Consider the following 24,226-nt stretch of genomic DNA (forward strand, 5'->3'; position numbering starts at 1 on the left):
AGCAATGTTCTCCTGTGGAGGTTTTTCAATTACGGCACCCAATCAGCAATGAAAATATTTGTTTCGCCTTGTACTTTTCCATTTCTGTTTGATGCAAAGACTATCTTTGTTCCATCCCGAGTAAACATCGGAAAGCCATCAAAAGTATTATTGTAAGTTACTCGTTCCAAACCCGAACCGTCTGTATTTACCAGGTACAAATCAAAGTTCCGACCTTTTTGGTCGCTGTAGTTTGTGGAGAAGATGATTTGACTCCCGTTCGGGTGGAAGAACGGAGCAAAACTTGCAGTACCTAAATCTGTAATCTGTTTCTTGCCTGAACCGTCTGCATTCATCACAAAGATTTCCATCTTGCCCGGACGAATCATACCGTCTCTTAACAGTTGTTGGTAGTCTAAAAGTCCTGTTGAATCTGTTGGATGATTTGCGCGAAAGACAATCTTAGAACCATCCCATGAATAAAATGCGCCGCCATCGTAGCCGATTTCGTTTGTCAGACGCAGAACATTTTTTCCTTCTAAATCCATAGAGTATAATTCAAGGTCTCCATCCCGTACTGAAGTGAAAATAATTTTGTCTCCTTTTGGTGAGACAGTCGCTTCGGCATCATAACCATCCGTTGTTGTAATTCGTTTGAATTCTTTGCTTCCAACCTTTCCCATAAAAATATCAAACGATTTCACAAGTGACCAAATGTATCCTTTTGAGTAATCCGGTTTGGGCGGACAATCATCACTACCTAAATGTGTTGATGCAAAAAGAAATGTTGTATCGCCGGGTAGGAAAAATGCGCAGGTAGTTTTTCCTTTTCCGCTGTTGAGTAGCATGAGATTGCTTCCATCAACATTCATCGAAAATATTTGGTCGCATCGAAATGAATCACGTTCTGATTGGAAAATTAGTCTCGATTCATCGAATGAGAAATACGCTTCAGCATTTTGACCACCGAAGGTCAATTGCTTTATATTTTTCAAATGCTTTTCATCGGGGAAGCGAAGTGAATCTGTGGATTGAGCAAGAACAAAAGTAAGATTGATGATTGTAAATAGTAGGAGAATGATAGTTGATTTCATACCTGTCATGTTCATGTTGATTATGTGTAATTAAAATTCATTTGAGTTGTTTGAGTGCTTCCTGTAATTTGTTGAATGAATCAGGTGTGCGAACGCTGTATTGCAAATCTATATATGCAATCTTGCCCGATTTATCCACGACATAGACTGTTCTCTTGTTGTATCCTGATTCATTGAAACTCGAATATGTTTTGGCAACGCTATGGTTGTGGTCAGAGACAAGTTTGAAAGGCAATTGATGATGTTTTGCCCATTCATGATGCGAGTATTCATAATCACCACTGATGCCGAGTATTTCGGCATCAAGATTTGCTAATGCAGAGAAATTGTCCCGCAACGTACAGACTTCTTTCGTGCAACCGCCGCTCCAATCGGCAGGGTAGAAGGCGAGAACAACATTTCGTTTCCCGGCAAACGATGAGAGTTTCAAATCCTCACTTGCGACAGAATCCTGTGTAGCATACGGCAGGGAAAAATCGGGTGCCGCATCTCCCACCGCTAAACTCTTTTGAGATGATTGTTGTGAGAGGAGAGCGAATGGTAGAGCAAACGTGAATACAAAAAGAACGAAAAATTTCATACTGAAATTTCCTTGAAGTGTTGATGCCTGATAGTCTCTGTTTTTTGTGCGCATAGACGGGTATGAATATACGAACATTTTTGGGAATTCCCCTTATTCATTTCAAAATACATCATTCCGGAAATTGTTTTTGAACGTATGTATTTGTAAAATTGTGCAGTTGAATAATCAATAATCATTATATGGAACATCTAACCATAAAAATTAGAAAACCAACAGGTAAGAGAAATTATATTGGGTTGCCTGTGCTGTTGGAAATTGAAACGGAGGGGTGGTGAGAGTTGTCGTAGCGGTGAGTGCATCTTGGACAAGTCATGCAGTCCTTACATGTTGCATTCTTCTCTTTTTGTATTTCACTTCCGGTTCTAATAATATCAACTGCTGAGAATGAACAGGCATCATCGTCTTAATAAATTCGTCCCACTTGTCAAGTTTGATATTCTGTTTGAATTGCTTGTTAATTTCATCAAGCTCGGCTTGGATTTTCACATTTGTAAACTGTAAAGCAAGTTTCAGAATATCAATTCGCATGAGAATATCTTTAGTGAAAGTTCGCTTTGCATCAGAAAAAGTAATTGCTTGCAGAAGTTCTTTTGACTTGCCAGAGTTTAAAAGTATGAGTGTGTAAACGGCAAACTCCAACTTGTCAAAGCCTAATAAATAACAGGTGTCGTCAAGCATGATTGGCTTTCCGTTTTGTGGCAACACCAAATTGAAAGAATAGTTTTTATATAAACCCGAAATAGAAATTTTATAGGGGGCAAAAGAGTAATCACCAATTCCGAAAATTGAATAATCGGGTTTGTTGTCGTAGATGCTTGATTTGCGTAAATCGAATTGTGCTTTGTTTTTGTGTAGATAGTGGAAAGTTTTTGGGAAGTCTTTTTTGATAAACGAAGTATCTTGTCCAACTTTTTTCTGTGTAATGATTGTAAACTTTCTCGTCTTGTCAATTACCGTTTCTTTGAGGTCAGAACTTTTCAGTACACCGAAAACCAAATCTTCTTCTATAATTACTTCTTGTTGAAGTCCATTAACAAAATGTCCGTTGACTCTCTCAAGTTCCATGATGGAAGAACAATCGTGCTTGATTCCTTGTCTCCATTCAAAAGGAGAACGTCCGTCAATATCATTGCTGTGTTTGTAGAGTTCAACGCTTGAAACAAATTTATCTTGAACCCAACCAAATTGATTGAGCAGTGTAGCATGGTTGTAAAAATTATATTCGTTGCAAACGAATTCAGGGATTCCATTCAACTTGCAAAAAAGTAATGATGCTTCAACCGAAACATTAAATTCTTTCTTACTGTCAATACTTAGTTTTTGTAAGTCGGCAATGTTATAGTTGCGTTGTTGTTGGTCAAACACCACATTTTTTATCACAGAATTTTTAACAAGAAAAGCAAAGTGTCCATGTGAATATTGGAAAGCATCAAACATCATAAGCGTAATGTATTCGCCAATGTCAAAGTTTCCTTTCCCTGTCATGGCATCCAAACCACTATGATTTTTGAAGTTTGACTTTATCGGTAGGTTGCCCGAACCCAAACTACTCAATTTGGAATTTGTAACCCACGGAGGATTTCCAATAACTAATATTTCTCTTCTTGAATGTTCTTTGCAAATTCTCCCAAAATCGAAATCGAAAACATTAAAGTGGTTGATTTCGATTTCCGGTTTTCTTGTGTCAGGGTTATCAATGAAAAATTGAAGAATGTTGAACTTCGTTTCCCACACATACGGTTTGTAAATCTCGACTCCAAATATTTTTTCAATTCGCTTGAATGTGCTTAGACAAGCGACAATAAAATTTCCCTTTCCGCACGTCGGCTCAACAATGATTTCAGGATTTGAAGAAACTTGCTTTAAAAACTTAACAACATTCGATGCTAAATTAGGATTAGTTTGAAAATCTCCATATTCAGCTCTGTCAGGTTCTGCAATTAAACTACTGTGAGAGCAAATAATTTCTTTCAATGCTTCAAGTTCAATCTCGCTCTCAAAAAAATGTTTGATGCCGCAAGCATCAAACATTTTTTGATTGGCTGTTACAAGCGTTGTCGTCCTGTTCAGTTTGTTGCGTAAGAAATCTGAAACCTGATGAGTAATATTTGCTTCAAATATTTTCATCGCTTGCGTTTATAGAAACTTATAATTTTTGTAATTCCTTTAACTTCTTTCTCCAATGTTACAATTCTTTGGTATTGTAATCGCCATTGTAGCGCATTAGAAATAGTAAGGTATCCTTGCTCCGGCGGTGATTGTAAAATCTGCTCTGCCAATTTTGATAAAGTTATTTCATCGGCAGGAATATTTTTATCGTTCAGATAAGCAATGATGTCAGCCTCATTTGCGTTGTCCTTAATCATTTCTCTCAGCCGAAAAGTAGTAGTGTAGTCAGCAGTTCGTTCTTTTGAAACGAATGAGCAACTGACAAAATTCAGAATAGCAGTTTTAGTTTTTGGGTTGTCTGCCTTATCGTAAACGAAAACAAGTAAGTTGTAACCAAGTCCGAAAATTTTTTGTTTAGCATCTTTAAAAGGACACGAAGATTGAGGTTGCTTAATTGAAGTTACTTTGATGTCGGTAAGAATGTCAGCCGATGGTAAGTCAATTCCACTTGCTGAAGAGCCAACCGTTACTTCATAGTTGTCATTCAGATGCTTTTGGAACTTCTGCTCGATGAAAGTTCCAACGGCTTTACCATCCGTTACTCCGAAAAGTTCTTTATGTTGAAGTTTTGATTGAGAAACACAAAAAATATGGGCTTCTTCAATCAGTTTCTTTATTGTTAATTTTTGCTTCAATGTCTATCAGAAAATAATGTTGCTAACGTAATATTTAAATGTGTCGTTTCGTGTTTGTCGTATAAAAGTAAAAAAAATTTTGTCCACAACTGTTTGAGTTTTGTTATTCGTTCGTTTGACACAAGGTCGCCATAGGGTCGCGGATAACGTTTTGGGGCTTTGCGTTCGGGCGGGTTTTGGAGCACGAAACTGTACACTTTCACCGAACTCGAATAGAAGCACAAAACTCCAAGTTTGCACGTAACCCCGCCTGACGCAAAACCCGGGTTATGCCCAATTTTACTTTTCATTTCTTGTTCGTCATTCTCAATACAGCGTGTAATGTTGCTAAATAGTAATAGAAAATCCAACTATACCAAATTGCTTTATCATACTCTGTTTGTTGGTCTTTATTGTGGTGTCTAATTCCAAAATTGTTAGCGATATTAAATAAGTCGCTTTCGTCTTTCCTGTTTAAATGTTCCTTAATTGCGGGTCTAAGAAATTCTAAAACGTCCGCCAATTCTCTAATTGCTTCTCGTCTGTCATCAAGTGTTGATTTATGTCGTCTAAATTTCAGAATTGCAGAATTTATTTTGTTTGAGATATTGTCCTTGTCATTTGTGGGAATGTCCGCTTCAAACAAGTTTGAAAGTCCATTGTCGGAAAGAATTAGTATTTCTCCGTCTTCAGAAATTTCAAAGCCGTCTTTATATTCTCTCAAAATTGGGTTTAATAATTCTCTAAAGCGTTTTTGACCTTCAATGTCATTAAATTCTTCATAGTGGTAGCCACAATTGTTCCAACTGTGAAAGTGTCCGTTGAGTCCTTTTGAGCAATGGTCGTGAAGAAATTCAATTACGTCAAAGAAATCGTCTTCGGAGTAGTTGGGCAAATTTTTGTAAATAGGATATAAATTGTCTTTCCTTAAATTCACGAAAATTATCGCTTCAACTTCTTCTCCCAATTCTCCAGAAATAAATCCGTCAGTGCAGTCTATACCGAAATACTTTTGAAAATAGCCGTCAGCATTTAATTTGTTATAAGTTACGAAAAAAAGTTTCTTCAACACTTCAAAGTTTACTTGTTGGTCGGGTGTGATTTTCCCTGTCCTTACTGAATAATAGTCTCTTTTAATCATTACTTATTTTCTTCTTTGTCGTGTCGTTTTAAAATTGGGCATAACATTTAAATATACGTATCCATGTTAACCTAAGAAGCGCAAATCCAGCATCCATATTGCAGGAATACGCAGGTTTACGATGAAATGAATAGCGGTTATTATCATCATAATAATTTACTGTGTGATTAAGTTTTGTCTTCTGAATCGAACTTGAGATAAAGTAAAATAGGTACCGTATTATTTCCTGTAAATATACATCATTCATTTTGTGAATCAAATTTGCTCTCGGTAGTTATAAGAACTTTCCCTATCAGTTATCAGCGTGGGAATGCAATAGGGACACTCAGTTTCCAACAACCACTCATCTCGGAGAACTTCACTTTCATCAAGGAGAAACATTTTCCCAAACCGGAGAAACACTTTTCCAACGCGGAGAAACATTTTTTCAAACTGGAGAAACATAGTATTAGCGAGGAGAAAAATATTCTCAACGAGAAGAAACATTTTCCTGACGTGGAGAAACACTTTTCCAACTCGGAGAAGCATTGTATCAGACCGGAGAAACATACTATTAACGAGGAGAGAAATATTCCCAACGAGAAGACCCATTTTTCCAACAGGGAGAAACACTATTTTAGGTCGGAAACACACTTTTCCTGCATCGAGATTCACTCTCATTCCCATGCTCCCTTTCAGTTATCTGCGAGGGACGAAATACCGGACTCTCTTCGCCCAACTTCAATAATGATTATGAGCCGAAGCAGACATCATAATATTTGAAAATGAACACTCTATGGCTAACGGTTCAATTCAAAAACCTTAGTTGAAACATTCCATTTCAAATATTGAGAATTATTTTTTAACCACGTTTCTATCTTTACAACATTCAACTCATCAAAATCAAATGGAATTCTTTCTTTAAGAATCTCCCAAGCATCTTCAGCAAAAATCCCATCTTCCTGAATAATATGGAGAAGCGGAGGAAGGGCTGATACACTTCCCAGACTGAGCGATGTAGTAAGTAATTGAAGTTGCAATTCCGGGTCGTCCTCTGTTTGTGCTTTTTCAATCAGCAACGTTGCGGAGGAACTATCACCCATGAGTTTGATTGCATCGAGCGATGCATTCTTCACTTCGTCTGATTTGTCATGAAGCATGGAGAGGATTTCACTGAAGGCAGATTGCGCATTAGCATGTTGAAGCAACACAATTGCCGATTTCCGAACTTGCGCATCTTCATCTTTCAACTTTTCAATCACGAGCGGAATCCATTGTTCCTTATTTGAGTGGAATGATTCGAGATAGGAGAGAGCAGACAAGCGGTCAGTTCCAAGCGGACTTGCCAGCATGTGAAGCGTATGTTCAAGCGGGTCTTCCTGATGAGCGCGGAAGAAATACACTCCGCCAAGAAAGAGGAGGACGACGGTAACTGCTCCGGCAAGATTTCTAACAGCGCGGAAAAGCGGTTTTGTATGTTTGAAATAATCATACAAGCCTGCAACGACTAACGCACACGCAAGTAATACGACAACAAGCGGACTTGTCGGCAAGCCGGTATTCCACGAAAGTTTTACTCCAATAAAACTAATGATGGAACCTGCAACCCATCCTATGGTAAGTCGAGTGCTGAGTTTGTCTGAAAGAAGCATCGCGCCAACAGACGGTATGACGAGATAACTGAAAACAAGAAACACTCCAGCAATCGCTACCGAACTTGTGATGACAAATCCGAACGACATGTAAAAAAGAAAATCCCAAAGCCGCACGTTCATTCCCGATGCTTCCGCGTGGTCATGATTAACGGAAATTGCCATGAACTTCTTTCGAAAAATAAAATGGAACAAACCGACAAGAGCGTAGATGATTGCCGTCTTGATGACGGTCGGAGGTTGCACCCACAGCAGTTCGCCTTTGATGATGTGGTCAAGTTCCGCCGGACCGAGAGCGCTTTTGGAGAGGACAAGAATCGTTGTTGCAAATGTTACCGCATAAACAATTCCGATGATTGCTTCATGCGGAACACGCTCAGCCTTCATTCGTGTAATGGAAAAAACAAACGCTCCGAAAATGGTGAACGCTAATGAATACAGATACAACGCGTTCGCATCTTTCCCGACTTCGTACCCAAGCAACACTCCAACAACCGTACCGAGTGCCGCAATTTGTGCAAGCGCCAAATCAACGAAGATTACTTTACGCGCTATTACATGAACTCCAAGATATACATGAATCCCCGTAAGGACGAGGCATGACACAAGTGGCCATAGCATACTCTGTGGGAGATAAAACAGTTCGTTCATTATTCGTTCCTTACTTTGTTCATTTTTCTACTACATGAGGAGTAATGGAGTAGCGGAGTTTTGGAGTAGTTAAGTAGTTGAGATATTATCGTACTGTGAAACACTCCAATACTCCGGCAATCCATTACTCCAATGAGCATAGTACTCCAACACTCCAAAACTCCATCAATCCATCAGATTAATTTGTTGTGAGCAATTTATCAAGAAGATAATTGATTAATTTTTCGTACGTGTCAACTTCGGGAGCTGCGCCGACATCAATATATGTGAGAAACACTTTTGCCTGAGTTTTACTTGCGATATAATCAGCCGCTTCAGTTGAGTAGAAATTGTCGTTAAGAATAACTTTGATATTATCTCGTTTGATTTGTTCAACAACTGCATCACGGTGTTTCGGCGGCGGAGGAATTCCCGGTTTTTCTTCCAACTCACCGACGATATTCAATCCGAATCGTTCGGAAAAATAGACATACGTTTTATGATACGACATGACTTTTGTCCCGTTCAATCGTTCTGCTTTCTTGAACCAACCGTTTAACTTTGTATCAAGTTTTTTCGATTTCAGCCATGATTGCAAATCACCGTTCTTTGCTTTCCGTGATAAAATATCTCCTGCTTTTTTTCCGATTGTGTTCAGCAATTCATCTCCGAACAGTGCTACATCAATTCTATGTTTGAAGGATTCAAGTTGCTGTTGATAGTATGCCGAATTTGTCCCATCAAGTTTGGATAACCGTTCTGCAATATTTTCTGCAACAATCTTCATGTTCAACGGGTCGAGCCAAACGTGGGGATTTCCTTGAGGATGGATGTCACCCCACGCACGCGATACTTCCGTCGGAAGTTCTTTCACAGGAACATTGATTGTGGCAACCAAATGTCCCGGATTCCCCGGCTGAATTTTCGGATTGCCGGAAGCATCAATGACATTCTTCGCCCATGAATCAAGTCCTAATCCGCTTTCGATAAATAAGTCAATGCCGTTCGCCGCTTGATTCATGCGAGGCGTCGGAGTAACATAATGCGGATCTTGCTTCGGGTTCGCAAGCGCAGAGACTTCAACCTTCTCTCCGCCAACTTGTTGTGTAACATACCTGAGATAGTTCAGCGTTGTCAGCACATTCAATTTATTTTGGCAAACACCGATTGAACTTCCAAAAATCAAAAGACAAATTAATACAAGTGAATAACTCTTCATGTTTTTTCCTTTCGAATAACTAATAACTGATAACGATTCAACGATTCACCCAATACGGTTCTGTTGGATGCGAACCGAAGACAAAATTAACTTCAAACAAGAGCGAGCCAAGCGCATTGACCTGTTCGATGTCGCTCCACCGTTGTTCGTAGCCGAGCCGCAACCGAAAATATTCGGATGTGTAGTAACTTGCGTACGCGGCAAATGATTGTGTGACAGGTTTTTCAAGTGTCGGTTCTTCAAGCCAATCGTACCGTGCGCCAAGATAGAGCCAGGACGATGTTTGATATTGAACATAGCCGTACCAACCGAAAGGATTATTCCTTGTAATTCCTTTAACTGAATCTGTCAACAGTTGACTTCCTTGCATGAATTCTCCTCCAAGTACCAACGATTTGCTTTCCCGGTTTTCTGCCGGTGCCCATTTGTATGTGAAATCAATTCCAAGCAAAGATTTATCGTCTGCTTCTGTTATACCTTTGTTAGATAAAAAATTTCCTTCACCATAAAAACTTAATCCAAGATTGAGAAGATGTTCGTTATCCCAATCCTTTGAAATGTTCAAATGACCGACATAGCCGAGTGTTTTATCCGTTGATATATCACTCGGCAATCCGAACTCCTCGCCACGAACGATGGAGAAGTTTACTTCCTTTGTAACATCAGTGAGAAAGTTTGGGAGGAAGAAATCAAAATCAACTCCGACCGGATTAAAGCCCGACTCGAAGAAATCACCATGCTCTGTTCCGAGATATTTCGAGACGATAAGCGGGCGGGTGGTCCACGGTAAATCGTGCATGTGAATTTTATTGCTTACACCAAACGGCGCACGAAATTGACCCATTTTCACTTTTAGACCAAGTGGCGCTGATTCAAGCAGCGGGAGGCGTTTGATAACTCCGTACACTTCTTCCGGTTCAACTGCGTAACCGGTTCCTGCTTCATCTTCGATTGCTATTATGGCAACTGCATCAGCGTACGGGTCAACTGCCTGACGGAAATCAAGTTCGAGCGAGCGGAGGTACGGACGATTACTGATTTCTGCCACGCCTTCATAATCAAGCACGCTTTTGTTATCGTACCGTGCGGCAAGATTAATAAACGCTGTTGTTCTTGGATTGAGAATTGTTGAAGATGATGCGCGGGAACCCGCATCAATCTTCTTTTCTAATTCCTGAATCCGTTCATCCAATCGTTCTTCGAGACGTTCAACATCGCTTTCTCCGAACGATTCGGATGTTGTTTGATTTTTTAAACTATCGAGTTGCGAACGAAGTTGTGTAATTTCGTTTCGTAATTGCTGAAGTTGTGCTTCAACATCAGTTTGACTAAAAAGTAGTTGTGTTGTTCCTATAATGAGCAGAACAACAATAAAAAATAATTTCAATTTCATTGAATTTCCTTGTTAACATAATTTCAAAATGGATAATCATTGATAACACATTCTTCATTCAACATTCGATATTCATATTTCATGATTTCCCTCAAGGAAAATAATGAATGTCGAATAGTGAATTATGAATGATGAAGTATTTTTGGAAAAGAGACTATGCTAACGTCGGAGGAGCGCGCCCATCGGACGCAAGGAGAATTGTTGAAACCAACCCCGTGTCGGTATCAACAAAAAGGAGAGAGGTGGTGGTAAGAATTCCCTGAAAGAGAACGATGTCGAATGAAAGTGAATCGAGTGAATTCATCCGTTGGCAAATCAAACAGACCAATCCGTCATCGCTCGAAGAGGCATTCGCCTGCATCAGGTTTTTATATTCATGTGAATCATGTCCGCAGGAAATCTGGTGTGTGTGCATTACCGGAACGACGTGATACGTCAATCCATAGCACACCAACAGGAAAAGAACAATATATTTGGGAACTTTCTTCATGATTCGGTGATAAATGTAGGTAAATTCAACCAAAGAGCAAAACGCACGGCTGTTAAATTTGGTTCAATTCAAAATCAAATAATTATTGACTTCAATCAGGAATTTCCTTACCTTCATTCAGCAATATTTTGAAAGGAATTAGTTATGAAATTGATGAACATAAATATTATTGTTCTTTTGATAACATCACTCTTTATCATTTCCTGTCAATATGAGAACACAATTGTTCCCGTTGCCGGTAAACCTTCCACTCGTAAAGTTTGGGTAGCGAAACAAATTGTCGGTGGAGTGCTGTGTGACACTTCAGTTCACTTTACGCCACCGGATACTAAGCGATTACTGAATGACGCTGGTATTCGTGTGTTCGATGTATTTACTGAACATTATGCTATCATCGCACTTTGCGGTGCACCACGTTACGCTGCTGACCATTATGCTTTTATCCACTACAATGATATCGAGCTTGCCAAACGATTAGGATTTAAGATGAAATATCTTCCTTCAAATCATAGAAGACGATAAATATTTACAACATCCATTTACGAATGGAAGGTTCTAAAATATGACTGACGAAAATGAATACAGAAGCAAAATCAAAACAAGACATAAAACGAGAATACAAAGAACGAATGAAACCAGCCGGAATCTTTCAAATCAAGAATAATGCAAACGGGAAAATCTTTCTCGGAAGCAGTCTGAACCTTGAAGGACCGTTGAATGCACATAAGTTCATGTTAGGCATCAATTCACATAAGAATGAAGCGCTTCAAAAGGATTGGAATGAATTCGGAGCGGATAAGTTTACCTTCGAGATTCTGGAGGAAGTCAAAATGAAGGATAATGCAACCTTCAACCTGATTGATGAACTGACTCTGCTTGAACAAATCTGGTTTGAGAAACTACTGCCGACAGGCGAGCGCGGTTACAATAAAGATTCAAATATCAGGCAGGCGTAAGCATTTAGCAAGATGGAGTCCACTTGTCCCTAAGTAATTGAATTAACATCGAAATCGCTCAATCCAAAAATGAAAAGTGGACTCCATCTCCTGTAATTATGGAAAAACCCTCAATTTGTTATTCAAATTACGTTTCTGTATATTAGCACGCCCACTTAAGAAGTCCCACCTCAGTCGGGACTTTTTTTTTGGTATGAATTCAAATTGTAATCGAAAAAGAAGTAAACTCGTTGTTTCGTACTGAAATTGAACAATTACAGGATGCACTGATACCTCTTATTGAAGAGAAGCAAGCGTATCTGATTGAACTAACGTTCAAAAAAAGTAAATACGGAAATGTCGTTGAAGTTTTCATTGACACAGAGACAGGGGTAACTTCGGCATTATGCACTGAATTAAGTCGCTCGTTCCATCAGGCGTTAGAAGGCTTTGGATTTTTACAAAGCAAGTACAACCTCGTTGTTTCATCGCCCGGGTTTGACCGTCCATTGAAATATCCCAAGCAATTTCCGAAGCACCGCGGTAAGAAACTTTCGGTAAAGCACAATGATGGAGAGAAGGTTGTCGTTACGACCGGGCAACTTCTCGAAGTGACAGATTCCGGAATACAATTACAACTTGAGAAAGAACAGATAAAAGAATTTTTATTCGATGAAATAATCGAAGCAAAAGTGAAACCTCAATGGTAAGTAAGAAAAAGTATATAATTTGTTGGAGTAATCAATGAACTATGAAATAGTCGAATCGTTCGCGCAGATGGCGCGGGAAAAACGAATGGACAAGGATGTCCTTGTCGGCATTATCGAAGAACTGTTTTCCATCATGATGAAAAGGAAATATGGAGAAACAGCCCGCTTTGATGTTGTTGTTAATATGGACAAAGGAGATATCGAAATTTATCTTATCAAGGATATTGTCGAGGAAGTCACCGACCCAAGCACACAGATTTCTCTTACAGATGTAAAAAAGAAGACGAAGGAATCATTGGAGGTTGGAGAAGAATTCGTCGAGTTGATTAAGATGTCCGAATTCGGACGACGATTGATAGTTCAGGCAAAACAAAGTCTCAATCAACGAATTAAAGAAATCGAAAAAGAAGTAGTTTACAAGGAATACCAAAATTCACTGAACGAAATTATTATCGGTGAAATTTATCAGGTACGAAAGAACGAAATACTTGTCAATCATAACAAGAACGAATTACTCCTTCCGAAAATGGAACAAATTCCAAAAGAGCGATACCGCAAAGGTGATACAATTCGTGCAGTGGTTAAAGATGTGAAGAAAAATCTTGCACATCCTCAAGTAATTATTTCTCGCGCCGACCCGATGTTTCTTGGGAAACTGTTTGAACTGGAAATTCCAGAAATCTATGATGGAATCATCGAAATAAAGGGAATTGCGCGTGAACCCGGGGAACGAGCAAAGGTTGCCGTTGAATCACATGATGATAGAATCGACCCGGTCGGTGCTTGTGTCGGGATGAAAGGTGTTCGTATTCATGCAATTGTTCGCGAACTGAATAATGAGAACATTGATGTTATAACATGGTCAGAAGACCCGATGATACTGTTGCAACGCGCTCTTGCTCCGGCGAAACTAAAGAGTCTCACCATTGATGAAGAGAATAAGACTGCTACCATTCTCGTTGATAAACAACAGGCGTCTCTTGCTATTGGCAGAAACGGACAAAATGTACGGCTCGCGTCCAAACTTACTGGCTTTGATATTAAAGTCGAACAGGAGGGAGCGGAAGAAGAATACGATGTAGATTTAGTACAATTCAGAGAAGAATTGTCTGATGTATTGTATGCACGTCTTGTTGATGAAGGATTCGAAACTGCCCGCGATGTTATTGAAGCAAACGATGAAGATTTATTGCTCGTCGAAGGATTAGACTTGCAGAAGATTCACGAATTAAAGGACATGATGCGGAGTGGTATCGAAGAAGCAGACCTTGAAGAAGAAGATGATGAGGATGATGAAAAAGTGGTTACGACTTTATTGGAAGAACCGCTTGGTGATGGTTCTCCGGAAGAGGAAACCGAACCGGAAGACAAATCTATTATTCCGCCTGTTAGCTAAACGAACGATTGCAGGAAACTGAAAAACAGTAATGACAGATAAACCACAGAAGAAAAAAATTTATCAAATCGCGAAAGAGCTGAATCGCTCACACGATATCTTGATTGAGTACCTTCAGAAGCGAGGCTACAAAGGACTCAGTCTTATGTCTGTTGTCACTGATGAAATGATGCATGACCTGAATGCTCATTTCAAAAAAGACAAAGAAGTTGCTGAAAAACATCAGAAAAAAATTCAGACCATTCGGGAACAACAGAAAAAAGAAGAAGAGAAAAAGGCTGAAAGCCCGGTTGATAAATCTAAATCAACAAAGGCTCCGAAGAAAAAAGTCGAGGAAAAGCCAAAAAAAGAAGAAGTACAAGAGGTAATCGAAGTACCGGTTGTACAACCCGTTGAAATCCAGTCCGTGACTTCTTCGGAAGAATCGGTCATTTCTTCTCCCGAACAACCACCGCTGGTAGAGTCTGTTGAAATTTCCAAAGAACCTGAACTCTCTGTCGCTCAAGAGGTAATACCTTCCGATATTAGCGTGGTTTCTGATGAACCATTCGTACAACAAATTCCTGAGGCGGTAAAATCTGAAGTGGAAAAAATATCGAGTGAGGAAGTTCCGCTTCAAAAAACAGAAAAACCGGCTGAGAGAAAAACAAAAACTCCTGCCGTAGATGAAGCAAGGGAACAAGCCGCAAGAAAGCGAAGAGCCGCACCGGATGAAATTTTAAAAATTCAAGCCCCGCGTTTAAGGGGATTGAAAATTGTTGATAAAGTAGAGTTAAAGAAACCACCAAAACCAGCAGCCAAACCTTCTGATGCCGCAACAAAAGCGAAAGTAACAACTTCAACTACTTCTTCGGCTGATGCAGATGCAAAGAAGAAGAAGAAAAAGAAAAAACGTGTCGTAGTAGAAAAAGTTATTACAGACATGGCTGACATGGATGAACTTTTGCCTAAAGCCAAGAAGAAGAAGAAAGGCAAAACATCGGAAGTTGACCAGACGGAAGTTCAGGAAACAATCAAAAAGACGTTGGCTGATATTGCTGATGGTTCTGTTGTCCTTGAGAAGAGAGCCGCTTTTAAGAAAAAGAGAAAAGAAAAACGAGAGGCTGAAGTTTTACGTCAGGCGGAAGAAAAAGAAAAAGATAAATCAATTCTCAGGCTGACAGAATACGTTACCGTGAATGAACTTGCAGCGATGATGAACACGACTGCAAGTGAAGTTATCGTAAAGTGTATGGGCTTAGGAATGATGGTTTCTATCAATCACCGTCTTGATAAAGATACGATTCTTCTTGTCTCGGATGAATTTGGTTTTCAGGTGCAGTTCATCAATGAAATGACAGAAGAAATTCCTGATGAACCGGACACAGAAGAAGAGTTACAGTGGCGTCCGCCGGTTGTTACCATTATGGGGCATGTTGACCACGGCAAGACTTCGTTGCTTGATTATATCCGACGAACAAATATTGTTGCCGGTGAATCGGGTGGTATTACTCAACATATCGGTGCATACTCTGTGATGTTGGATGGAGATAAACGAATTACATTTCTCGATACTCCCGGTCACGAAGCATTTACTGCAATGCGCGCACGCGGCGCGCAAATAACAGATATCGTTGTTCTTGTCGTCGCTGCTGATGATAGTGTGATGCCTCAAACGGTCGAAGCCATCAGTCACGCGCAAGCGGCTAGCGTTCCGATTGTTGTTGCAATCAATAAATGCGATAAACCTGAAGCGAACATCGAACGCATCAAACAACAATTAGCAGAGCGAAACGTGTTGATTGAAGAATGGGGCGGACGGTATCAGTATGTCGAACTTTCGGCAAAGACAGGCAAGAATGTTGACTTACTGCTCGAAAAGATTTTATTAGAAGCAGATGTCTTGAACTTACGCGCAAATCCCGATAGGTTTGCCCGCGGTGTTGTTATCGAAGCGCGTGTAGATAAAGGAAAGGGAACGGTCGCAACAGTTCTTGTTCAAAAAGGAACATTGAATGTCGGCGATGCTTTTGTTGCAGGGATTCAGAGCGGACGCGTTCGTGCAATGTTTGATGAACGAGGAAATAAGATTGAAGCAATCCTGCCATCAACTCCAGTTCAGGTGTTAGGATTCGATGGAGTACCGCAAGCCGGCGATACATTTGTCTGCATGAAAGAAGAGCGAGACGCTCGAGAAATCAGTCTCAAACGAACACAACTCAAACGTGAACAGGATTTCCGTTTGATTCGAAGTCTGACGTTGGATAATCTTTCACAAAAAATCAGTGAAGGAAAGATTAAGGAACTTAAAGTGGTTGTTAAGGGAGACGTTGATGGATCAGTCGGCGCGCTTGCTGATTCGTTGATGAAGATTGCGCACGAGGAAGTTCGTGTGAATGTAATTCACAGAGCCGTCGGTGCAATCTCGGAATCAGATGTCTTACTTTCTGCTGCATCAGGCGCTGTTATCATTGGCTTCCATGTACGACCGACAGTGAATGCGCGCAAACTCGCCGAGCAAGAACAAGTTGATATACGCTTGTATAACATTATTTATGATGCTATCAACGATGTGAAGAAAGCGCTTGAAGGATTACTCTCGCCCGAAAAGAGAGAAGAGATTACTGCAACTGTTACTGTTCAGGAAGTTTTCAAAATTCCAAAGGTTGGGAACATTGCAGGTTGCCGTGTCATTGATGGAAAGATTGTACGCAACAACAGAATTCGAGTTGTTCGAGATGGTATTGTAATATTCGAAGGTACTCTTTCATCGCTCAAGCGATTTAAGGAAGATGTTCGTGAAGTTGAAACCGGTTACGAGTGCGGTATTGGCGTGGAGAACTTCAACGATTTGAAACCGGGGGATACTATCGAGAGTTTCAAGATCATTGAATCGCAAAGAAAATTAGCTTGAGGAATTTCTATGTCAATGAGAATGGAAAGAGTCGCCTCGGTCATCAAAGAGGAAATTGGAGTTTTATTTTCACGTGAGTTTAATAATCCTCAATACGGATTTATTACAGTGACAGAAGTTCACATGACACCGGATTTGAAAATTGCAAAAGTCTACGTCAGTATCTTCGGAAATGAAGAAGTAAAGCAGAAAACACTGAACTACTTAGAAGAACAAAAGCCGCACGTTCGGCAAATTATCGGTTCGCATGTACGATTAAAATTCACTCCCTCTGTGCAATTTTATCTTGATGAGACAATGGACAGAGTTTCAAGAATTGAACAACTCATCAAGCAAATCCATGAGCATGACAACGAGAAACCCGAAGGAAAGTAATTCGTTTTTCGCATGAAGGTGTATAACGGACTTGATGATATGGAATACAACCGGAATTCGGTTGTCACCATCGGCTCGTTTGATGGTGTTCATCTTGGACACAAAGCGATTCTTGATGATGTCATGAATCGCGCAAAATTTTCAAATAGTCGTTCTGTTGTCGTAACATTCAACCCCCATCCGCGGGATGTTGTCGGACGAGGTCCGGTACAACACCTTTGTACGCTTGACGAGCGGTTGAAGCATCTTGAACAAGCGGGAATTGATGAGACGTTGATAATCAATTTTACGTATGAATTTTCCCAACAATCTGCCAGGACATTTTATGAACAATGTCTTGTTCGGAACATCGGCGTTCGTGAAGTCGTCATCGGGCATGACCATATGTTCGGAAAAAACAGAGAAGGAAGTATAGATGTTCTTACGAAGATTGGCGATGAATTCGGATTTACGGTCGTCATGATTCCTGAAGTACGGGTTCAAAATACAATTGTCAGTAGTTCGCTTATTCGTGAATGCCTTTCACAAGGAAAGATAGAAGAAGCAAACGAATTCCTCGGACGACAATACGCAATTCAAGCGACGGTTGTGAGCGGAGATGGACGCGGTTCAACAATAGGTTTTCCGACTGCCAATTTATCATTCGACCAGACAAAAAAACTGACGCCGCTTCCGGGTGTCTATGCAGTTCAGGTTTCATATTCAAACAATGAATATTTCGGAATGATGAACATTGGTGTTCGACCAACGTTTGGTTCGAACGGACAGCAGAGTATCGAAGTTCATCTTCTTGATTTCTCCGGCAATCTCTATGGAGAAACAGTCAGTGTTTCGTTTTTGAAGAGAATGCGGGCAGAGAAAAAATTTCAATCGTCGGACGAACTTGTAGCACAGTTGCAACAGGATCGAACAGAAGTACAAAAATTAGTTTCACAATTAACAGTTAAATCATAAAGGATTAAATCCATGCCAATTTCAAAAGAGCAAAAACAAACACTCGTGACGAAGTTTGGTAAGTCTGAAAAAGATTCCGGTACGCCGGAAGTTCAGATTGCAATTCTGACATCACGCATTAACGAACTATCCGGTCATCTGAAATCGAATATGAAGGATAATCATTCACGTAACGGATTGTTACGCATGGTCGGTAAACGACGTAAACTGCTTGATTATCTCCATCGGAAAGATGTCGGCAGGTACAAAAAAATAATTCAAGAACTTGAAATACGTAAGTAGTTCATTTTCCGCATGAGCGGATATGTGTTGAGAGAAATGCTCTCATCACAGAAGACAAACAAGGTAGCCGATTTATGAGCGGATAATCTATCCGCTGTAATTCATTTTCGTGAAGTGGAACATAATTAATGTTTCACCTGTAATGGATTGTTGGATACACTTGTGATTAGAAGTAAGAAATAATTGAAAGAAGTAAAATGGTAGTAAGAAAAGAGGTTGAGATTGGCGGGAAAATCCTGTCACTTGAGACCGGTAAATTAGCAAAACAAGCCGATGGTTCCGTTATGGTTCGCTTCGGCGATACGATGGTTCTCGCAACGGTGGTTGCAAGTAAAGATGCAGTCGAAGGACAAGATTTTTTTCCACTTCAGGTTGAATACAGGGAAAAGATTTCATCCGTAGGAAAAATTCCGGGTGGATTTTTCAAACGCGAAGGAAAGCCTTCTGAGAAAGAAGTATTATCCGCACGATTAATTGACAGACCGATTCGACCGATGTTCCCTGAATCGTTCAGATGCGAAACACAGGTCATTGTCAATGTGTTCTCATCAGATCAGGAACACGACGCAGATGTTCTCGGCGCAGTTGCCGCATCATCAGCATTGATGATTTCGGATATTCCGTTCGATGGACCGATTGCGGAAGTTAGAGTCGGACGGGTGGAAGGACAATTCGTCATCAACCCGACGTACAATCAGTTGCAAACAAGCGATATGGATGTAACAGTTGCAGGAACGAAAACCTCAATTGTTATGGTTGAAGGTTCTTCCAAAGAAATTTCTGAACAGGAAATGCTTGATGCGCTGAAGTTCGCTCACGAGTTTGTCAAACTCTTATGCGATGTTCAGATAGAACTTCGCAACGAGTGTGGCAAGCCGAAACGTACAATCGAATCGAAACAACCGAATGAAGCGTGGGTTTCTCTCGTCTCCAACGTTGCACGACAGAAGATTGCCAACGCATGCAGACAGCCATTCGCCAAGGAAGAACGCAGCAAGGCTCTTGAACAAATCAAGGATGAAGCCTTTGAATCTTTGAAAACTCAAATTCCTTCTGCCAACTTACCTCTTGATGAAACAGAAAAAGCGCATTTACAATTAAGCGTGGATGAGTTCATTGAATCAAAATCAGGATTGCTCAAAGAAATTCTTGACTTGATTGAATATGAAGAAATGCGCAAAATGATTTTGGATGAAGGGCGTCGTCTCGATGGTCGCGGTGTTACCGACATTAGACCGATTACCTGTGAAATCGGATTGCTTCCGAGAACACACGGCTCGGCATTATTCACACGCGGTGAAACACAAAGTTTAACCACGGCAACACTCGGTACAAAGTTAGACGAACAAATCCTCGAAGGCTTGCTGCCGGAAACTTCAAAACGATTTATGCTTCACTACAACTTTCCGCCGTTCAGCGTCGGTGAAGTCGGCAGACTTGGTTCTGTTGGTAGAAGAGAAATCGGGCATGGCGCGCTTGCAGAACGTTCATTAAAGATTGTACTGCCGGCAGAAGCAGATTTTCCGTACACGCTTCGTATCGTTTCCGATATTCTTGAATCGAACGGTTCCTCTTCGATGGCAACTGTTTGCGCGGGAACTCTTTCGTTAATGGATGCAGGTGTTCCTATTAAAAAACCGGTTGCAGGTATTGCAATGGGTTTGATCAAAGAAGGAGAACGAACAGCAATCCTCAGCGACATTCTTGGAAACGAAGACCATCTCGGTGACATGGATTTCAAAGTCGCAGGAACGAAAGACGGTATCACCGGATTCCAGATGGATATTAAGATTCAGGGAATTTCGTTCGAGATATTTGAACGTGCGCTTGCTCAGGCAAAAATTGGTCGGTTACATATTCTCGATGTGATGTCTCAATCAATAGCCGAACCGAGACCGGAACTTTCAAAATATGCACCTCGATTAACAACAATCAAAGTCCCGACAGATATGATTGGTGCGATTATCGGACCAGGTGGAAAGAATATCAGGCAAATCACCAAAGATACAGGAACGGAAATCAACATTGAAGATGACGGAACTGTAGTCATAGCGGCAGTGGACGGAGAAGCGAGCGCCAAAGCGCTTGCGCTCATCAATCGCATTATTGAAGTTCCTGAAGTTGGAAAAATTTATCAGGGCAAAGTAACGCGTACGATGGACTTCGGCGCTTTTGTTGAATTTCTCCCGGGGAAAGAGGGACTCGTTCATATTTCTCAACTCGATATCAATCGTGTAGATAAGGTAACGGATGCAGTCAATATCGGAGACCCGCTTGAAGTGAAACTTATGGAAAAAGATTCGGAAGGACGATATAATCTTAGCCATAAAGCGCTCATGCCGGGATACGACCCTTCAACCGAACCTCCGAAGCGTGAACGAAGCAACGATAGAAGAAACGACCGTGGCGGACATCGCGGTGGTGGTGGACATCGTGGTGGTGGCGGCGGAAGAGACCGCGACAGAGGTGGTAACCACTAATCTGTATTCAATTCAATGAAAAGGAAAGCCACGATTTTACTTCGTGGCTTTTTTATTGTTACAAAAAATAATCTTTAGAATTTTAGTAACACGACAAAACTTATTATGGATTAATTACCAAAACGCGGGTTGACAATATTGTTGTAAATTGATCCAAACGTGTAACTCATTCCAAACCACGTATAGTATTCATACCCTGATTCAACTTGCTGGCGTTGGAGAAGGACATCCTGTAACGAAGCATGTCCTTTTCTGATTGAGAGTTGGTCATGTTGTCTGGTGAAGAATCCATCAATGTTGAACGATAGTCCTTCAAAGACTCGAATCGAAAGCCCTCCCCAAACCTGCACCCGGTTCTTGGAAAGATCATGAAGGTAAAACGAACCTTCAACAGAAGTGCTGATTGTTCCCCATTCCTGTTTCAGTTCCAATGCAATCTCAAGATTCTCATCGAACAAATGTTCGGTTGTTTTATCATAAATTGTTTCTTCACGGTATTTTCTATATGTGTATCCTATTCGTTGGAGAATTCGTAACTGCCTTCGTGTTGATTCCGAATAGGGAAACAAATCAAATTCAATTGCAGGTGCGAAATAATAAGCAAGAAACAAATTACTGTACGTGGATGAGGAAACCGAGCCAGACATTCCCGCCGACCAATTATCGTTGATACTCGAAACGACTAAGGCATATAAACTTTTACTCCCTGAATAACTTTCATAAATATCACCGTAGTAATCGGCGCGACTTTTATTTTCGTTGAGGTTGGTTGAAAGACTGAGTTTCCAGTCAGCAGTGGTACGGTTTGCAGAAATATTCCCGTACATGTACGATGATACATTGTTCTGGTCTTCACGGAGATTCCCATTAATGCGGAGAGAAAAAACCCAATAATCCCACGCATCCTTTACCTTCTCTTGTTCCTTTCCCGATTCTGTAAAGGAGATGGAGATTTTATCTGCGAGAGGAGTCTTGGCAACATATTTCATCAAACCAAGTTTTATTGTTTTCAATAAACCGTTTCTGGTCATTTCATCGGTATCGGTTTTTTGTGAATTATACAGGAGAGTATCGTTCTCGTTCAGGAAGCGTTCTTTTCCGATGAGCGTAATTGTATATTCTCGTCCGCCGCTTCCGGTTGTTTGCCGGGTGACAAGAATGTGAACCTGCGCCTCGTTTCTATCCCGAACGAAATTGACAAACTTCATTTCTGTCCGAATGAACTTTTCATCGCAGTTTGAGCAATCAAGAAAGATTCTTAGCGCTTGCTTCATAATGTCGGACGTTGAATCAGTCGTGTCTGATTGTGCATGAAGCGATTGAAAAGAGAATGTAAGAAAGCAAAGAAGTAGAATTTTCGATGCAGTGGATGGAAAAAGAGATGAAATATGGCTAATCATAGATTTTTCTTTTATATGAAGGTTAGACCTCCGTGGGTAAATTTGGTTGACACAGGTTGAGAGTATTATGTCACCGGTATGAATTGATGTTTGAATTCTTCGATTGATAATTCAGTCATAAGGCGCTCATGAAAGTGCAAGCCATATTTGTTCAGGAAATATGAGAGATTGAGAAATCGCTCCTGAAATGTGCCGTCCGGGAAAACATTGTTGGAGACACGGCTGATTTGCCGTAAGGCAACTTCGTGTTTCTTTCGTTGTGCTTCCATTGCTTTACTCTTGAGAAGCATGAGGACTTCTTCAAGTTTTGCCTGCGTGTTTTCCAAAGGACCGATGAGTGTCGGGTCAATCATTTCAAGTCCGAACTTCAATTCGTTGGCAATGTCGAACATTCTCCGTGTCGCATCGCCGAATAAATCATCAACCTTCACTTCCGAAAGCGCGCTGATAACTTCTGAGGCGACCTTATCCGCATCCTTCAAAAACGTTTCTATGTTCAGACCGTATTTGTTCATGATTGAGATTTGCCGTTGTTCAAGAAGTGTGGCGCTTGCGCGAGGGTAGATAACCGGCATTGGAATATTGAAGTACGAATAAACGCTTTTCAGTTGAGCGAAATATGCAACCTCAGAAGGTCCGGCAACATACGCAAGAGTCGGAAGGAGTGTATCCTGACACATGGGGCGGAGAGCAACATTCGGGCTGAAGAACTCCGGAGTTTCATCAGCAAATTTCAGCATTTCTTCTTTCGAGAAATATTGACGGATGCCTTTCAGACTGAAATCATGTTCACGCGGTTCAATTAAATATCTGCCACCTTTATGAAAGCAAAAGAGATTTAACGCACGAGGTTTTATTTGCGCATGATAATCATCTTCAAGTCTCGCACTTTGTTCAATAATTCGCTGAGTCATTGCCGGGAACTCGTTCAGTTCCTTCACGAACAAATGTTTCAACAGTTGCTTTGCTTCTTTGCTGTTTGATGAAATGAACACAAGTCCTGCATCGGGGAAGAGTGAGTTCATCCAACCTGCAAATGCGAAATTGAAATTTGCCTGAGGCTTGTAACTTGCTTGCAAAGTATCAAGCACCGGCTGACGAAACTCAGTAGGGAGAAGAGTATTTTGGATTTGCTCAAAAAAAGATTTGAGATGTTCATCAAACACTACTTCCCCGATAGCCCCGATGTTTTTCTCGGATGCTGTTCCACCATAAAGGTACTCGATGCGCTTCGGTTGATTTTCCGTATCAAGCAAACCGATGTTATTCATTTCCTGAAAGTCGTGGTCTTCACCTTCAAGCCAAAATACCGGGACGAAATGAAAATCGGGGAGAAGCGCTTGCAATTCTCCTGCAAGTTTAATAGCGGTAATCGTTTTGTAAATCGTGTAGAGTGGTCCGCCCAACATTCCCACTTGCTGACCTGTAACAATCGCTACGGTATTTGATTCAGAAAATAATTGAATATGTTCTGCCGTTTTTGTATTGGACATGAACGCATCATTTTGTTGCCGGAGTAAAGAAACTAACTCGGTTCGTTTTGTAAATCGTTTACAAATATCTTCGGCAAGTTTTGCGTAGAGATTTCTCTTTCTGAAATCAAGTGCGAAGAAATTTTGTAGTTTGGAATAGTTGTCAACGTAGTCGCAGAATAAGTCTGAGAAACCTTCGCCTGAGTGGGGAAGAGAAGAGAAATTAATACAGTAGTTATCGGTCATGAATTCTTAATGAATAAATTTGTGGCAAAATATACTCTTTCAAAGAACGAGAAACAAGCGAAATCATTCAGAAAATGCTATTCTTGTCAAAGTAAATCGTTCTTGTTCAAACCTCTTTAAGTACAGTTTGAATTAGTTTA

At 40.6% G+C, this 24,226-nt stretch carries 21 protein-coding genes; 9 read left to right on the forward strand and 12 right to left on the reverse strand.

Going from position 1 to position 24,226, the window contains the following annotated elements; translation table 11 throughout:
* Positions 1 to 29: 29 nt before the first annotated feature.
* The 10 genes from HY960_02745 to HY960_02790 all read right to left on the reverse strand — a co-directional run bounded on the left by HY960_02745 (position 30) and on the right by HY960_02790 (position 10,943).
* A complete protein-coding gene (locus tag HY960_02745) occupies positions 30 to 1,073 on the reverse strand; it encodes a PD40 domain-containing protein (protein ID MBI5214649.1) in 1,044 nt (347 codons plus the stop codon).
* Positions 1,074 to 1,110: 37 nt separating this feature from the next.
* Positions 1,111 to 1,653, reverse strand: a complete 543-nt coding sequence (locus HY960_02750; GenBank protein ID MBI5214650.1) for a peroxiredoxin — start codon at positions 1,651 to 1,653, stop codon at positions 1,111 to 1,113.
* Positions 1,654 to 1,965: 312 nt separating this feature from the next.
* Entirely contained in the window at positions 1,966 to 3,783 is a 1,818-nt protein-coding gene (locus tag HY960_02755) for a hypothetical protein (protein ID MBI5214651.1), read from the reverse strand.
* A complete protein-coding gene (locus HY960_02760; protein ID MBI5214652.1) occupies positions 3,780 to 4,460 on the reverse strand; it encodes a restriction endonuclease in 681 nt (226 codons plus the stop codon). The genes HY960_02755 and HY960_02760 overlap by 4 nt, the downstream gene beginning before the upstream one ends.
* A gap of 286 nt (positions 4,461 to 4,746) precedes the next feature.
* Entirely contained in the window at positions 4,747 to 5,439 is a 693-nt protein-coding gene (locus HY960_02765; protein ID MBI5214653.1) for a hypothetical protein, read from the reverse strand.
* Between the two features lie 396 nt (positions 5,440 to 5,835).
* Entirely contained in the window at positions 5,836 to 6,240 is a 405-nt protein-coding gene (locus HY960_02770) for a hypothetical protein (GenBank protein MBI5214654.1), read from the reverse strand.
* Positions 6,241 to 6,359: 119 nt separating this feature from the next.
* Positions 6,360 to 7,862, reverse strand: coding sequence for a metal ABC transporter permease (locus HY960_02775; GenBank protein MBI5214655.1), 1,503 nt, complete (start codon positions 7,860 to 7,862; stop codon positions 6,360 to 6,362).
* Positions 7,863 to 8,040: 178 nt separating this feature from the next.
* Entirely contained in the window at positions 8,041 to 9,060 is a 1,020-nt protein-coding gene (locus HY960_02780; protein ID MBI5214656.1) for a zinc ABC transporter substrate-binding protein, read from the reverse strand.
* A gap of 37 nt (positions 9,061 to 9,097) precedes the next feature.
* Positions 9,098 to 10,453: a hypothetical protein gene (locus tag HY960_02785; protein ID MBI5214657.1), complete on the reverse strand. Its 1,356-nt coding sequence runs from the start codon at positions 10,451 to 10,453 to the stop codon at positions 9,098 to 9,100.
* 154 nt (positions 10,454 to 10,607) lie between these two features.
* Positions 10,608 to 10,943, reverse strand: a complete 336-nt coding sequence (locus HY960_02790) for a hypothetical protein (GenBank protein MBI5214658.1) — start codon at positions 10,941 to 10,943, stop codon at positions 10,608 to 10,610.
* 177 nt (positions 10,944 to 11,120) lie between these two features.
* Between HY960_02790 and HY960_02795 the strand changes: the two genes are divergently transcribed.
* The 9 genes from HY960_02795 (at position 11,121) to HY960_02835 (ending at position 20,968) form a co-directional block, all read left to right on the forward strand.
* The gene (locus tag HY960_02795; GenBank protein MBI5214659.1) at positions 11,121 to 11,465 is read left to right on the forward strand and encodes a hypothetical protein; all 345 of its coding nucleotides are present in this window, start codon (positions 11,121 to 11,123) and stop codon (positions 11,463 to 11,465) included.
* Positions 11,466 to 11,518: 53 nt separating this feature from the next.
* A complete protein-coding gene (locus HY960_02800; protein ID MBI5214660.1) occupies positions 11,519 to 11,899 on the forward strand; it encodes a GIY-YIG nuclease family protein in 381 nt (126 codons plus the stop codon).
* Between the two features lie 230 nt (positions 11,900 to 12,129).
* A complete protein-coding gene (locus HY960_02805; protein MBI5214661.1) occupies positions 12,130 to 12,588 on the forward strand; it encodes a hypothetical protein in 459 nt (152 codons plus the stop codon).
* Between the two features lie 34 nt (positions 12,589 to 12,622).
* Entirely contained in the window at positions 12,623 to 13,984 is a 1,362-nt protein-coding gene (gene nusA / locus HY960_02810; GenBank protein MBI5214662.1) for a transcription termination/antitermination protein NusA, read from the forward strand.
* Positions 13,985 to 14,015: 31 nt separating this feature from the next.
* Positions 14,016 to 16,877: a translation initiation factor IF-2 gene (infB, locus tag HY960_02815; GenBank protein ID MBI5214663.1), complete on the forward strand. Its 2,862-nt coding sequence runs from the start codon at positions 14,016 to 14,018 to the stop codon at positions 16,875 to 16,877.
* Positions 16,878 to 16,886: 9 nt separating this feature from the next.
* Entirely contained in the window at positions 16,887 to 17,252 is a 366-nt protein-coding gene (gene rbfA / locus HY960_02820; GenBank protein MBI5214664.1) for a 30S ribosome-binding factor RbfA, read from the forward strand.
* Positions 17,253 to 17,264: 12 nt separating this feature from the next.
* Positions 17,265 to 18,206 carry a bifunctional riboflavin kinase/FAD synthetase gene (locus HY960_02825; protein ID MBI5214665.1) on the forward strand — a complete coding sequence of 314 codons (942 nt, stop codon included), beginning with the start codon at positions 17,265 to 17,267 and terminating at the stop codon, positions 18,204 to 18,206.
* A gap of 12 nt (positions 18,207 to 18,218) precedes the next feature.
* Positions 18,219 to 18,488, forward strand: coding sequence for a 30S ribosomal protein S15 (gene rpsO, locus HY960_02830; GenBank protein ID MBI5214666.1), 270 nt, complete (start codon positions 18,219 to 18,221; stop codon positions 18,486 to 18,488).
* A 197-nt stretch (positions 18,489 to 18,685) separates the two neighbouring features.
* Positions 18,686 to 20,968 carry a polyribonucleotide nucleotidyltransferase gene (locus HY960_02835; GenBank protein MBI5214667.1) on the forward strand — a complete coding sequence of 761 codons (2,283 nt, stop codon included), beginning with the start codon at positions 18,686 to 18,688 and terminating at the stop codon, positions 20,966 to 20,968.
* Between the two features lie 110 nt (positions 20,969 to 21,078).
* Here the strand turns inward: HY960_02835 and HY960_02840 are convergent, their stop codons facing one another.
* Together HY960_02840 and bshC are read right to left on the reverse strand one after the other, a co-directional pair.
* The gene (locus tag HY960_02840; GenBank protein ID MBI5214668.1) at positions 21,079 to 22,368 is read right to left on the reverse strand and encodes a hypothetical protein; all 1,290 of its coding nucleotides are present in this window, start codon (positions 22,366 to 22,368) and stop codon (positions 21,079 to 21,081) included.
* A 65-nt stretch (positions 22,369 to 22,433) separates the two neighbouring features.
* Entirely contained in the window at positions 22,434 to 24,086 is a 1,653-nt protein-coding gene (bshC, locus tag HY960_02845; protein MBI5214669.1) for a bacillithiol biosynthesis cysteine-adding enzyme BshC, read from the reverse strand.
* Positions 24,087 to 24,226 lie beyond the last annotated feature (140 nt).

The organism is Ignavibacteriota bacterium, from assembly GCA_016212665.1.
Classification (GTDB): domain Bacteria; phylum Bacteroidota; class Ignavibacteria; order UBA10030; family SZUA-254; genus FW602-bin19.